This is a genomic window from Streptomyces sp. NPDC001351, from assembly GCF_042896045.1.
GTDB lineage: Bacteria > Actinomycetota > Actinomycetes > Streptomycetales > Streptomycetaceae > Streptomyces.
In genome coordinates this window covers 569,263-581,994 of record NZ_JBIAWS010000008.1, presented here as the reverse complement: position 1 = coordinate 581,994, position 12,732 = coordinate 569,263, and the positions used below count along the sequence as shown (strand labels likewise).

Genomic DNA, 12,732 nt, shown 5'->3' with positions numbered 1-12,732 from the left:
CATTCCGAACCCGGAAGCTAAGCCTTACAGCGCCGATGGTACTGCAGGGGGGACCCTGTGGGAGAGTAGGACGCCGCCGAACAATTGTTGAGGAATCCCCCGTACCGTTTATTCGGTACGGGGGTTTTCTGCGTTTCGGCTACCGTGGCCTGCATGAACTACAAGGTCCGTTCCATACGCGCAGACGAGTGGCCCCGGGCCAAGGCGCTGCGACTTGCCTCGCTGCAGGATCCCGTAGCGCGTATCGCCTTCCTGGAAACCTACGAGCAAGCGGTCGCGTACCCGGATTCTTTCTGGCAGGAGCGTGCCGCCGGCGCCGCCGAGGGAGCGTCCGGGGCACAGCAGATCATTGCCGAGGGGCCCGATGGAGAGTGGGTCGGGACATTGGTCGTACTGGTCGAGGAGGCCGGGTCGACCGACTGGGCCGGGTTTCCGGTGGAGCAGAAGCAGGGGCATGTCGTAGGCGTGTTCGTGCGGCCGGAGTGCCGGGGGATCGGACTCACCGAGGTGCTCTTCGATGCCGGCCTGGAGTGGGCCTGGGCGCAGGGCGCCGAGAGGGTGCGGCTCATCGTGCATGAGGACAACGGGCGGGCTCAGCGGTTTTATCGGAAGGTCGGGTTCGCGCCGACCGGTGTGACCGTGCCGTTGAAGGAGTGCGCGGGGGAGTCCGAGCTGGAGTTCGCCCTGGTGCCCGACGAGGTCGGCTGAGGGCTATACCGGCAGTTCGTCGTGCGGCCAGCGGGCGCGGCCCTGTTCGCGGGAGCGGAGCAGGGCCAGGGTCGGCAGGCCCCGGTCCGCTCCTGTGGCCAGTAGCTCCGGGAGCTGGGGAAGCGGAGCCACCGCTGCGACGTCGTCGAGGACGAGCGTGAGTGGTGGGTCGAGGCGACCGGAGGATGACCGTTCGGCCATGCGCCGGCCACGCTCGACCACGCTTGAGACGAGGGCCGTCAGAAGGGGCATCGCGCCCGGGTTGGATCTGGGGTCCTCGATGGATTCCCCCACTACATAAAGCGTGCCCCCTTCATGGACGAAGGAATCCAAGGTGAGGGCATCTGTTCGGTTTGGAGTGCAGGCCTCGCGGATGTTGACCGTGAAGAGCGAGGAGAGGGCTCGGCTGGTCAGCTCCTGGGCCATGTCCCGGCGATCCGGGTGTGCCGTGAGGGCGGCCTCGAGTTCGCCCGCGGAGCCGGGGGCCGCCTTGGGATTCGTACGGAGGATGCGGACCGCGTCCTGGACCTGGGCGCCCTGGGACCAGCGGTGGACGTGGCGGATGGTGCGGCCGTCGATGGCGGCGGCGTGCACATAGCTGCGCAGGAGCGTTTCGGCTGTTGCTGCCAGGGCCTGGTCGAGTTTGGCCGTGGGGCGGATCGGGGCGAGGAGGGCGGCGGCTCTGGCCGTGGCCGTCTGTTTGTCCTCGCAGCCCGTGGTGGGGGACCAGTGCAGGCGGGCCGGGGTGTCGCAGAGGTGGGCGGGGTCGTAGAGGAGGACGGGGCCCAGTTTTGACCGGGCGTCCTTGGTGTCCGACCAGATCGCCGGGTTCGAGGTGATGACGAGGGCCGGGCCTTCCGCGTCGCGTACGGCCTGGGTCGCGGTTGCCCGGCGGCTTTCTCTGGGGGCTACGACGAGTTTTTCCCGACTGCCGGCCATTTCGCTCAGTCCGGCCATCCCGCCCACTGTCGTCCGGGCATCGGCGAACAGGGAGGGGGAGGGCTCGGGGGTGGGTGCCGGTTCCTGGAGGTGTTCCGTCGGCTGGGGTTCGGGGGGTGCCGTCCTCGGGGTCGGGACCTCGTAGTGCGTCGGTGCCGGTTCGGGTGCGGGGCGCTGGAGTGGCGTCGGTTGTTCCGTGCGTCGCTTCAGGCGGCCTGCGCGCCAGCGCGCGAACGTGCCCATCGCGAACACGGTCAGTACGAACAGCACCATCAACTGGCCGATGAACAGGCCCCAGAACAGGCCGTAGCCGGAGAGCTGGGTGTCGGGGGTCTCGGGCCAGGCGCCCGGGATGTCGTGCGGCCGGCCGATGAGGTGGCGCATGGCGAGGGGGGTGCGGATGAAGGTGACGCCGTCCGGCCAGCTGCCCTTGGCGAACAGACCGGCGAGGCCGGTGGCCGTCCACACCAGCAGGGTCATCCCGAGGAGGAAGGCGAGTATGCCGAGCAGGAGCCCGTCCGGGATGCCGCCCTGCCCGTCCCGGGGGTCTCTGCGCCGGTCGTCCGGTCTCACCACGTCCCGCCTCCCCTGCTACGCCACCGTCGACTCGGACGGCCCCTCGAAGTCGCTCAGGTGCTGTTCCACGAAGGCCGCCGCGCGCTCCTCCGCCTCCAGCTCGGCGGCGCGCAGGGCGTCGTCCTTCAGGTCGCGCTCGGCGGAGGACTCCGTCATGGCGCGGTCGGTGAAGACGAGGGGGCGCTCCGTCTCGGTGACCAGGTGTTTGACGACCTGGACATTGCCGTTGACGTCCCAGACGGCGATGCCCGGGGTGAGGGTGGGGATGATCTCCACCGCCCAGCGGGGGAGGCCCAGGACGCGGCCTGTCGCCCGCGCCTCGTCGGCCTTCTGGGCGTAGATCGTCCTCGTCGACGCCATCTTGAGGATGGCCGCGGCTTCCTTTGCCGCCGCGCCGTCGACGACGTCCGACAGGTGGTGGACCACCGCCACGAAGGAGAGACCGAGCCGGCGGCCGAACTTCAGCAGCCGCTGGAACAGCTGGGCCACGAAGGGGCTGTTGATGATGTGCCAGGCCTCCTCGACCAGGAAGATGCGCTTCTTCCGGTCGGGGCGGATCCAGGTGTGTTCCAGCCATACGCCGACGATCGCCATCAGGATCGGCATGGCGATGGAGTTGCGGTCGATGTGGGACAAATCGAACACGATGAGGGGTGCGTCGAGGTCGATGCCGACCGTGGTCGGGCCGTCGAACATGCCGCGGAGGTCACCGTCGACCAGTCGGTCCAGGACCAGCGCCACGTCCAGGCCCCAGGCCCGTACGTCCTCTATGGCGACGTTCATGGCCTCGGCCGACTCGGGTTCGGGGTGCCGTAGCTGCTCGACGATGTCGGTGAGGACCGGCTGGCGTTCGACGATCGTCTCGTTGACGTAGGCGTGGGCGACCTTGAGGGCGAAGCCGGAGCGTTCGTCCAGGCCGTGGCCCATGGCGACCTCGATGATCGTCCGGAGCAGGGCGAGCTGGCCGGTCGTCGTGATCGCCGGGTCGAGGGGGTTGAGGCGGATTCCGTGGTCCAGGGCCGCCGCCGGGTCCAGGCGGATGGGGGTTATCCCCAGCTCCTCGGCGATCAGGTTCCACTCGCCGACGCCGTCCTCGCCCTGGGCGTCGAGGACGACGACCTGGCGGTCGCGGAAGCGCAGCTGCCGTAGGACGTAGGTCTTCTCTAGGGCCGACTTGCCGTTGCCGGACTCGCCGAGGACCAGCCAGTGGGGGGCCGGGAGCTGCTGGCCGTACAGCTGGAAGGGGTCGTAGATGTAGCCCTTGCCGGAGTAGACCTCGCGGCCGATGATCACGCCAGAGTCGCCGAGGCCCGGCGCGGCGGTCGGCAGGTAGACCGCCTGGGCCTGGCCCGTGGAGGTGCGTACGGGCAGGCGGGTCGTCTCGACCTTCCCGAAGAGGAAGGACGTGAAGGCGTCGGTCAGGACGGACAGCGGATCCCGCATCAGAGCTCAGCCCCTACCTTCGGATGCCGGTGGCGAACGGGAGCGTGTTCACGAAGGCGCGATGGTGTTCCCGGTCGCACCACTCCAGCTTCAGGTACGACTTTCCGGCCGAGGCGCGGATGGTCCGCTTGTCGCGGGCGAGGGCCTCGGGGGAGCGGGAGGAGACGGTGATGTAGCCGACCAGGTTCACGCCTGCCGCGCCGCTCGCCAGGTCCTCCCCGCGCTGGTCGAGGCGGTTGTGGGCGGCGACGTCGCGGGGGTCGACCGTGCGGTTCATCTTGGCGGCCCGGGAGGCCTCGGCCTCGTCGTTGGTCTTCTCGGTCAGCATGCGTTCGATGGCTACCTCGGTGGGTTCGAGATCCATCGTGACGGCGACCGTTCGGATGACGTCCGGGGTGTGGACGAGGAGCGGCGCCAGGAAGTTCACGCCGACCGGGGTCATCGGCCACTCCTTCACCCAGGCGGTGGCGTGGCACCAGGGCGCGCGGGTGGAGGACTCCCGGGTCTTGGCCTGGAGGTACGTCGGCTCCATGGCGTCCAGTTCGGCCGGCCAGGCGTTGCGCTTGGTCATCGCCTGGATGTGGTCGATCGGGTGGTCCGGGTCGTACATGGAGTGGATGAGGGAGGCGAGACGGCCCTGGCCCAGCGGCTGCCGGACGCGGATGTCGGCCTCCTGTAGGCGCGAGCAGATGTCGGTGAGCTCGCGGGCCATGACGACCGCGAGACCGGCGTCCCGGTCCACCTTGCGACCGTTCTGGGGGCGGGCGGCGCGGGCCATCGCGTGTGCCTCGGCCGCGAGCTCGCGGGTGAAGTGCATGCAGGCGACGAGGTAGGCGCGGTGCTGCTCGCTGCTCGTCGACACCATCGACTGCAGTTGGTCGTACGACTGCTGCAGCCAGCCCAGCGACTTCTCGTCCCCGCGGATGGCGACGTCCTTGGCGTGGGCGTCCGGGTCGGCGGGGAGGGTGCGGGCGAGCATCTGGAGGCGGGTGACGAAGCCGTCCCCGTTGGCGACGTGCTTGAGGAGCGTGCCGAAGCGGTCGACGAGGGCTTCCTGGTCCTCCGAGTCGCGCAGGCCGACGCCGGGGCCCTCGATCTCGATGGCGGCGGTGACGGTGCGGCGGTCGGCGTGCAGGAGCACGGCGATCTCGTCGGGGCCGAAGGGGGCGGCCAGCCAGGTGATGCGGCCGATCCCGGGGGGCGGGCCGACCTCGACCTCGCGTCCGTCCAGGCGCGTACCGGCCTCGATGACACCGCTGCGGTAGACGGTGCCCTGCTTCAGGGTGCGCTTGTAGCTGCGGTTGATCTCGAACCACTTGTAGAACGTGCGGTGCTTGTACGGCACGTAGACCGCCATCAGGGCGATCAGCGGGAAGCCCGTCAGCAGCACGATGCGCAGGGAGAGGACGGGGACCAGGAGCCCGCACATCATGCCGAGGAACGCGCCCGCGATGATCAGCGCGATCTCGCCGGACTCGCGGTTCCGGCCGACGATCGCGTTCGGCCGGGCGCGGCCGATGAGATATGTACGGCGGGGCGTGACCGGATGGGACAGGTGGGACTCGGTCGTCAACGCCCTTCACCTCCCGTGCGGTTGGTACTGCTGTTGCGGGTGTTGCTGGCGTGCGGGGTGTTCACCGGGCTCGACGAACGGGGTGCGGGTGCGGCGGTGGGGACGGAGCCGCCGCCTCCGTTCGAGGGGCGGGTGCTGTGGGCGGCGACTCCCCCGGAGGCCGGGTTGGCCGGGCGGGGGCCGCCGTTCGAGGACGACTGGCCGCCGCCCCCGTTGTCGTTGGCGCGGGCGCTGTGCGTCTTGATGCCCTGCGCGACCATGGTGGCCGGGGAGCTGATGACCGCGGCGGCCTTGCCCTCGGCGCCGGCCATGATGCGGTTGTTGCGGCCGCTGGCGATCTCGTCGCCGAAGCCGGGGACGAATCTGTAGATCATCGCGCTGGCGAAGATGGCGAGCAGGATGATCGCGAGGCCGGAGACGACGGCGGAGAACGAGTCCGGGCCGTTCGCGGAGGACAGCGCGCCGGCGAGGCCGAGCACGATCACGATGATCGGCTTGACGAGGATGACCGCGATCATGATGCCGGCCCAGCGGCGGACGTGGCCCCACAGGTTCTTGTCGACGAGGCCCGCGTAGACGACGGTGCCGAGGAGGGCGCCGACGTAGAGGAGGGCGGCGCGGATGACGAGCTCCAGCCAGAGCACTCCCGCGGCGAGGATGCTGACCAGGGACACGACGATCAGCATGATGGGGCCGCCGCCGATGTTCTCGCCCTTGTCGAGGGCGCCGGAGAACGTGCCGAAGAAGGTGTCCGTCTGGTCGCCGGTGGCCTTGGCGAGGACGTCGGTCACGCCGTCGGTCGCCGAGACGACGGTGTAGAGGATCAGGGGTGTGAACGCCGAGGCGAGGACCGTCAGCCAGAGGAAGCCGATGGCTTCCGAGATCGCCGTCGTGAGGGGGACACCTCGGACGGCGCGCTTGGCGACGGCCAGCAGCCAGAGGAGGAGGGTGAGGATCGTGGAGGCCGCGAAGACGACTGCGTACTGCTGAAGGAACTTCTGGTTGGTGAAGTCGACGTTCGCGGTTTCTTTTACGGCGTCGCTGAGCTTGCCGATGGTCCAGGAGGCGGCCTTGGCGCAGCCCTTGGCGAGGGAGGAGAGGGGGTCGAGGGTGGAGGTGGGGTCGAGGGTTGTGGCGCCGCCGGTGCCTTTGTCGCCGTTGCCGCGTGTGCAGTACTGCTTGGCGGGGCCGATCAGAAGGTCGCAGGGGTCGTTGCTCTTCGACGGCGTAGGTGTGGGCGAGGGTGCTGCGAAAGCGCGGGTGGCCAGCAGGACGGCAGCCGTCTGTACGACGGCCACCAAGCCGGTGAGCTTGAGTACGCGACGCGGGCTACCGGGCATAAGTGAACCCTCCGTACTCCTCGATGGCCTTGCTGATCTCGTCGGAGCTGGCGGCCTTGTCGTCACCGGGTACCGGTGCGGGGCCGTCCTTTTGCGTGTCCGAGGTGATCTTCCAGTCGCCGTTGACCCATTGCAGGTCGAACGTCCAGGTCTTCCAGGTGGAGCTCACGGGGTCGGTCGAGGTCTGGCTCGACATGCCGATGAGGCCCATGTACCAGACCGCCACCGTGGCGCTGCTGTCGCTGTACTGAGTGGCGGTGGTGCCCACGGGAATGGTGCGCGAGACGAAGGTGCTGCCCTGCGGCGCATTGCCGTTCGCGTCGAGGCCCAGCTTGCCGAGGAAGTCCGCCGAGTACGCAGAGTCCATGGAGCCCTGGAGCTTCGCGGCTGCGGTGGACGTGTAGATGGCGTTGACGATGGTGTGCCGACTGGCCGCATTGAACATACCGGTGGATCCCAGCGCCACCGCATAGTTCACCGCCGCGCTCTGCGCCCCCTGCTGGTCGTGCGCGAAGCCCGTTGGGATGCCGGCCGCCGTCGTTCGTACCGGCTTCGTCCCGCTGGCAGCCGTGGACCCGGCCTCAGGCTTGGCCCCGCTCCCGCTGTCCGAAGAGGAATCGCCCCCTCCACGGTTCGCGAAGGCGATCGCGGCGATCAGTAGGACCACCACGCCCACCACCGTGATCAGGCTCCGGGACGACGAGCGGCCGCCGCGGCGGGCGCCGCCGTACACGTCGCCGCCCCCGTCGGGCAGCCGGGTCCGGGTCTGGCCCGTGCCGCCGTAACCGCCGGAGGCCTCGTGCTCGTCTCCGAGACTCATGCCGTGTACGCCCTCTCCAGCTCGTAGACATACGACGGTAGCCGTGCTGGTTCCCGCGCGGGCGCGGTGTGGTGACTCGACATCAGGGAAACGCAACCTCAGCCGGTGGGCACGACGGATAGGTGGGGTGGAGGGACCGGGCCTGCCCGGAGCGGACGCGGTGGAGCGGGACGCGAGGGGGGTCGGCTATACAGCCATGCCGTACACGATGGTGAACAGCGTGCCCAATGATCCGATGATGAACACCCCGGTCAGGCCTGCGATGATGAGGCCCTTGCCCTGTTCCGCGCTGAAGGTGTCGCGCAGGGCCGTCGCCCCGATGCGTTGCTTCGCCGCGCCCCAGACGGCGATGCCGAGGCAGAGCAGGATGGCCACCGCCATCACGACCTCGATCATCACCTTGGCCTCGTTGCCCAGGCTGCCGAAGGGGCCCCAGTCCGGAGCGATTCCGCCGATGATGGTGTTGATGTCGCCCTTGTCGGCTGCGAAGAACATGTAAGTCACCGCCCCTGTTGGGTAGTTCCGCATCCCCCTGCGGTGCGCAGAGGTCAGGCCTCATTCTCGCCGACGATGTCGCTGTCGTATGTCGACTTGGCGCCATCGACGGGCGGGAATCGTACGAATAACTCGTTTGGTCACTCTGTGTATCACGGCAGGTCACGCCGGGCAATGAGGCCTGGGCGGAACCTTTGTGTGGCTCCGTCGTTGACCCTTCTCGCGCCCCGACCCGTTTCTGACGGTTTGTCGGGATGAGCCCTCGAGCCGATGTTCTCCGGGTGAAGGGTATCCCGCGCACGACGAGCGGGCCGCGGCTGGTCGTCTCGGCCTGCTCGGTGACGGAGAGTCAGCCGGTCGGCCCGTGAGGCGCATTTGCAGCATCTAGTGACGATGTGCCCCAGACTCTTAACTCCCTTGTTGCGCAGGCGGTCGAACGCGTAGCATCACGTTCACTATCGCGAATCGCTTGTCGTTCCGGTGGGTCGGGGGCCTGGTGTGACTTTGGTGATGGCGGTCGCGGCCGTCTGGGGTGTGCTGCAACTGTTCACGGTTTCCTGGCCGGCGCGTTCGGTGCGCTTGTCGACCGTGTTGTCGGCGTTCGCTGTGGGCGTGTACGGGTGCGGCGTGGCGACGGCGCTGGTGGAGCTCGCTTACACCCGCCTCTACGCGGATCAGTCGGGGCGGTCGCTGGTGGCGGTGGTGAACACCACCGGCTACACGGTGGCTCCCTGGGTGGAGGAACTGCTCAAGCTCTCCCCGCTGCTGCTGGCCGGGCTGAGCTCGAAGGTCCGCCGCCAGTGGGGGCTGACGGACTTCGTGGTGCTGGGTGCGGCGCTGGGGGCCGGGTTCGGGCTGCTGGAGGCGGTACTGCGGTACGGCCTGGACGCGAACCGGGCGATACCCCGCGGCGGGGGCTGGATCGTCCCGGACAGTTTGTCCCCGCCCTATGTGCCGGGCCTGAAGCAGGTGTTTGTGGCCTGGCTGCCGGCCCCGTTCAGCCAGCTGGATCTGGGAGGCCCCGCGGTCACGGAGACCTTCTCCCACCTGGTGTTCACGGCCATGGCCGGTCTGGGGGTGGGACTGCTGTGGCGCGCACGGGGTTGGGTGCGTCTGTTGTCGGCGCTCCCGGTCGTGGCAGCTGCCACGTACCACACGGTGAACAACTACGCGGTCCAGAAGCCCACGAGCAGGGCCGCGGACTGGCTGGAGTCCCTGGATGCCAAGGCGTGGGCGGCGCCCCTCGTGTGCCTGGCCGTCGCCATGGTCGTCGACCTGCGCCATATCCACCGCGGCAAGCGCACGGTGCCGGGCGTACTGCTCGCCTCCGAACGCGCCGACGGCGACAGCGTGGGAGCTCTGCTGCGCTACGCGACCTGGCGCCTGCCCTGGAGCCTGCGGATCGTCCTACGTTACGTCGGTCTGCGGCGATTCCTGTTCTACGCCATCGCGTCGGCACCGTCCGACGACACCGAGGAACTCCGTCGAATGGTCGCCGGGATCACCGCCCGGGTGGACGCCTCCGACAACCAACAGGCATGGCGGACGCTGGACATCCGTGCCGTGCTGAAGGCAGCCCGGGCCTACCGCGGTGGTGGTCGACGATGGCTGCTGCTGATCCCGTGCGTCCTCGTCCTCCCCTCGTTGCTGTTCCTGGGCGTCGGCTCGTTCACCTCGACCGCCGGGCTGCAGAAGTTCTTCAGCACCGGTTCGGGACCGGAGATCCTCATGGGCTTCGGCATCGCCGCGCTGGCCTGGATCGCCTACCAGCTCACCACCCTGCTTCGCACCTGGCGGGCGGCGTCGGCGCAGCCCATGGGTGAACTGCTGGCGGTCCACCGCTTCCGCCTCGGCACCGCACTGGGGGCGGCCACCACCGGGACACTCCTGTTGTGGCGCGGGCTCGGGGACGCGGGCCCCGACGGCAGGACGATCCACACCTTCCACCTGCTCGACGCGCTGAACACCTTCCTCGTCTACCTCGGCTTCGCCCTCCTCCTGCTCTCCCTGCTCGCACTGTTCCCTCCCGGAGGACTTGCGCTCGCCGGAGGCGGAGTGGTTGGCGCCCTCACCGCCGAAGCTGCCCTCAACGCCGGCTTGCTGGGCACGGCCGGAATCGTTCTCATGGGGCTGGGCGCATCGAACGGATCAGGTGGGGACTACAACGCGTGGCCCAGGAGCAAACGCAAGGGGCGCACCAAGCCCCAGCACCGTGCCGACGTCCGCGGTGACGAGGGCAAGAACCTCGGTGGTAAGAGCAAGGCCCATACGATCGAAAGGCATGTCGACAAGACCATTGATGGGATGCGCACGCGGCTGCGGGAGAAACCGGACCTCAAGGCGGATTCCCGCTACGTCGACGAAGATGCAGCACAGTACTTCACAGACCAAACACTGGCTGTTCCCCGTAATCAGCGGAAGATCTCGGATTGGCTGGCCGGGGGAGCGCGGGGAAAGCTGGAACTGGATGCGGAGTTCAGCGAACCGACGGGCTTGCATCTGACGCGCTACAACTTCACTCATGGGGAACCGACAACCTGGGTCAACAAGGTCCGCGTTGTCCTCAAGGGTGATGCCTCTTCTCCCTTTGGGTACCGTGTCCTGACCTCTTACCCTCAGCCCTGATCGACTCTTGGAGCCATGTATGAATGCCCCCCTACCGCAGGGACAGCGCTTCTATGAAGTCAGTGAACTCCTGGAGGCGTATGGGAACAGTGGTTTCGTGTTCTCCGACACCGCCGAAGCACCCGGCCCCGGCCTGGCTTCCTACCTGAGGATCGTGGCCCGCGACCCTGCGCGTGGTGTTGTGGCCGTCCAGCAGCTCGACGAGATACTCACCATCGGGCTGTTCTCGGAGGAGATCGCCGATGAGATCGCGTGGTTGCCTGAGATCCGTCCACCCATGGGAATGAGCGTGGAGGACTGTCTCCGTATTTCAAGGAGTCACATCAGCCGAGTCCTCCAGGACCCCTCTCAGGTGTCGCAGGAAAATCCGCAGAACTCCTGGGAGTGGAAAGAGCGGTTCCCTGCCCTGGGTCAGCTGCTGGGCGCGTACCTAAATCAAGATTTCCCGGACTTTTATGATTCCTGGCAGGAAGCCGTCGATGACTACCGCAACGAGATGGACGGTGATGACGTCAGGAATTCCGTCAACGAAATCACCGAACTCCTGGCGATCGTCCGGTCCGACGAGGAACTGGAGCAGGCAACCGATGCGCTCGGCCTCGAACTCCTTCCACCGAAAGGAACGAACCTGCGGCAGTGGCTTGAGAGTATGCGACACCGGATGACGGCCACGGCGTAGGGGCCCAGCAGAGAGCGCATTTGACCAGGGCCGGAGGTTCGGGGCCTCACGCTTGGTGGAGCGTAAGGAGCGTAATAATCAGAGAGGTGCGAGCTAAGGCTACGCCGGAGTGTGTGCCGTCGTGAGTGGCTAGGCGGGGGATTCGGGGGAGGAGGGCAGAGGGTCCGCCACGAAGGTCCCCAGCCCGACCTCACCTCGTGTCCAGCCCTGTTCTCGCACATGCCGCATGGCCTTCGCTGCAGTCGCGTTCACCACGCCGAACTCCTGGGCGATTTCCAGGGTGGACGGCACGCGGCTTCCCGGCGGATATGTGCCGTCTGTGATACGCCGGATGATCTCCGCTGCGATCTGGCGCCATAGCGGTCGCGTGCGATCAAGAACCATAGGTCTCAGCGTGGGTGACCGCGGGTTTCCGTGCATCCGTGGTTATCCACGGTTATCTAAGGGTAAGCTGGGTCTGGAACAGAGAACGGCCCCGGCAGGAAGCGGCTACTTCCTCGCCGAGGCCTGAGCCGACTGAACAGGAGTCGACCTATGCGCAGCCTACTGGCCGCGATCCTGAGCCTCTTTCTGCCTGCCCGCGGAGTGCACCGTGCTGACACGGCATCGCCCATCACCTCCTGTCCACCCCTCCCCGCCCTTCCTGCGTACCGTCCCGCGCCCGCGCGTCGGCCGAGGGGGTATGCGGCGGACATCATCGCCGTCGACGGTCAGGCCCTGGTCCGGCCGTACGTCGTCGTATGGGAACGCGAGCGTGACGATCGTGAGCGGTGGCGCCGTCAGCGAGAGCGGCGTCGGGCGGCGGTCCTCGCCACCCTGGGCCAGGACTGCCTGGGCCGGGATCACTTCCCGTGGGAGGTCGCCGTATGAGCGTGTGGCGCCCTCGCAGCCTCGGAGTCGACCCGGCCACCGGCAAGGAGGCCTTCGTGGTTGCGCGCCCCGGAGGTGTCCTCGAAGCGCTGGCCGACGCGCATGCTCTGGAGGTTGCCGCCGTCCTGGTGGCGGTCGTCGGTGCCGTGCTGGAGGCTGGGGAGGCGTCGGACGCCGAACTCGCCGCTTTCGTATCGCCGTTGCATGCGGCGCTCGACGAATGCGTCGGCATGGTGGCGGCGGACGGTGGTGTGGCAGACAGGGAGTGATGATGCAGCGGCGGCACCTTGCCGTAAGGCATGCGTAGTGCCGTGGGTGTCCAGGGTTCGTCCTGGGCACCCGCCGTTGCCGTCCTCTCCGCTCACAGTCGCTCAGCGGTGGGGATGCTCACCGGGCACACCAGCAGCCCGTATGCCCTCCGTACACGCCCGATGGAACCCGGCCCGCTCCCGGGCGCTGTAACGGATGCGTGGCGCGTGGCCGCCGACCGGCGGGTCGGTATGCGAAGGGGGGTGATTCGAGCCGGGCGGCGGCTATGGATCGTTCCGGCCTCGCCTGATCGGGTGAGCTGGAGGCATTGTCCCTGGTCAGCTATATCGCCGTACCTACTGTGATCGCGTTGTTCGTGCCCCAGAACACCCCTCCTCGACCACGAAAGGCTCGC

The 12,732-nt window shown here is 68.0% G+C and carries 12 protein-coding genes and 1 rRNA gene; 6 read left to right on the top strand and 7 right to left on the bottom strand.

Annotated features, from left to right (window positions below; genetic code table 11):
* Positions 1-82, top strand: a 5S ribosomal RNA gene (rrf, locus tag ACFY1U_RS30880); the annotation flags it as partial.
* 71 nt (positions 83-153) lie between these two features.
* On the top strand, positions 154-708 hold the full coding sequence (locus ACFY1U_RS30875; RefSeq protein WP_390697391.1) for a GNAT family N-acetyltransferase: 555 nt from the start codon (positions 154-156) through the stop codon (positions 706-708).
* Positions 709-711: 3 nt separating this feature from the next.
* Here ACFY1U_RS30875 and ACFY1U_RS30870 read toward each other — a convergent pair whose 3' ends face one another.
* The 6 genes from ACFY1U_RS30870 to ACFY1U_RS30845 all read right to left on the bottom strand — a co-directional run bounded on the left by ACFY1U_RS30870 (position 712) and on the right by ACFY1U_RS30845 (position 7,894).
* Positions 712-2,220, bottom strand: a complete 1,509-nt coding sequence (locus ACFY1U_RS30870; RefSeq protein WP_390697410.1) for a TraM recognition domain-containing protein — start codon at positions 2,218-2,220, stop codon at positions 712-714.
* Between the two features lie 18 nt (positions 2,221-2,238).
* Positions 2,239-3,666, bottom strand: coding sequence for an ATP-binding protein (locus ACFY1U_RS30865; RefSeq protein ID WP_390697390.1), 1,428 nt, complete (start codon positions 3,664-3,666; stop codon positions 2,239-2,241).
* A gap of 13 nt (positions 3,667-3,679) precedes the next feature.
* Positions 3,680-5,239 (bottom strand): SCO6880 family protein, encoded by a 1,560-nt coding sequence (locus tag ACFY1U_RS30860; protein WP_390697389.1) that lies wholly within the window; start codon positions 5,237-5,239, stop codon positions 3,680-3,682.
* On the bottom strand, positions 5,236-6,579 hold the full coding sequence (locus ACFY1U_RS30855; protein WP_390697388.1) for a hypothetical protein: 1,344 nt from the start codon (positions 6,577-6,579) through the stop codon (positions 5,236-5,238). Before ACFY1U_RS30855 ends, ACFY1U_RS30860 begins: the two co-directional genes overlap by 4 nt.
* Positions 6,569-7,399 (bottom strand): hypothetical protein, encoded by an 831-nt coding sequence (locus tag ACFY1U_RS30850; protein WP_390697387.1) that lies wholly within the window; start codon positions 7,397-7,399, stop codon positions 6,569-6,571. Before ACFY1U_RS30850 ends, ACFY1U_RS30855 begins: the two co-directional genes overlap by 11 nt.
* A gap of 186 nt (positions 7,400-7,585) precedes the next feature.
* A complete protein-coding gene (locus ACFY1U_RS30845; RefSeq protein ID WP_355155411.1) occupies positions 7,586-7,894 on the bottom strand; it encodes a hypothetical protein in 309 nt (102 codons plus the stop codon).
* A 498-nt stretch (positions 7,895-8,392) separates the two neighbouring features.
* Here ACFY1U_RS30845 and ACFY1U_RS30840 point away from each other — a divergent pair, with 498 nt between their 5' ends.
* Together ACFY1U_RS30840 and ACFY1U_RS30835 are read left to right on the top strand one after the other, a co-directional pair.
* Positions 8,393-10,519, top strand: coding sequence for an RNase A-like domain-containing protein (locus tag ACFY1U_RS30840; protein WP_390697386.1), 2,127 nt, complete (start codon positions 8,393-8,395; stop codon positions 10,517-10,519).
* 97 nt (positions 10,520-10,616) lie between these two features.
* A complete protein-coding gene (locus tag ACFY1U_RS30835) occupies positions 10,617-11,198 on the top strand; it encodes a contact-dependent growth inhibition system immunity protein (RefSeq protein WP_390697385.1) in 582 nt (193 codons plus the stop codon).
* 129 nt (positions 11,199-11,327) lie between these two features.
* Here ACFY1U_RS30835 and ACFY1U_RS30830 read toward each other — a convergent pair whose 3' ends face one another.
* Positions 11,328-11,582, bottom strand: a complete 255-nt coding sequence (locus tag ACFY1U_RS30830; RefSeq protein ID WP_390697384.1) for a GntR family transcriptional regulator — start codon at positions 11,580-11,582, stop codon at positions 11,328-11,330.
* 150 nt (positions 11,583-11,732) lie between these two features.
* Here ACFY1U_RS30830 and ACFY1U_RS30825 point away from each other — a divergent pair, with 150 nt between their 5' ends.
* Positions 11,733-12,068, top strand: coding sequence for a hypothetical protein (locus ACFY1U_RS30825; RefSeq protein ID WP_390697383.1), 336 nt, complete (start codon positions 11,733-11,735; stop codon positions 12,066-12,068).
* Entirely contained in the window at positions 12,065-12,337 is a 273-nt protein-coding gene (locus tag ACFY1U_RS30820) for a hypothetical protein (RefSeq protein WP_390697382.1), read from the top strand. The genes ACFY1U_RS30825 and ACFY1U_RS30820 overlap by 4 nt, the downstream gene beginning before the upstream one ends.
* Positions 12,338-12,732 lie beyond the last annotated feature (395 nt).

Bases quoted from the DNA above. Each gene is read 5' to 3' on its own strand.
- ACFY1U_RS30875 (WP_390697391.1), top strand. From the start codon at position 154: ATGAACTACAAGGTCCGTTCCATACGCGCAGACGAGTGGCCCCGGGCC.
- ACFY1U_RS30865 (WP_390697390.1), bottom strand. From the start codon at position 3,666: ATGCGGGATCCGCTGTCCGTCCTGACCGACGCCTTCACGTCCTTCCTC.
- ACFY1U_RS30855 (WP_390697388.1), bottom strand. From the start codon at position 6,579: ATGCCCGGTAGCCCGCGTCGCGTACTCAAGCTCACCGGCTTGGTGGCC.
- ACFY1U_RS30850 (WP_390697387.1), bottom strand. From the start codon at position 7,399: ATGAGTCTCGGAGACGAGCACGAGGCCTCCGGCGGTTACGGCGGCACG.
- ACFY1U_RS30845 (WP_355155411.1), bottom strand. From the start codon at position 7,894: ATGTTCTTCGCAGCCGACAAGGGCGACATCAACACCATCATCGGCGGA.
- ACFY1U_RS30830 (WP_390697384.1), bottom strand. From the start codon at position 11,582: ATGGTTCTTGATCGCACGCGACCGCTATGGCGCCAGATCGCAGCGGAG.
- ACFY1U_RS30825 (WP_390697383.1), top strand. From the start codon at position 11,733: ATGCGCAGCCTACTGGCCGCGATCCTGAGCCTCTTTCTGCCTGCCCGC.
- ACFY1U_RS30820 (WP_390697382.1), top strand. From the start codon at position 12,065: ATGAGCGTGTGGCGCCCTCGCAGCCTCGGAGTCGACCCGGCCACCGGC.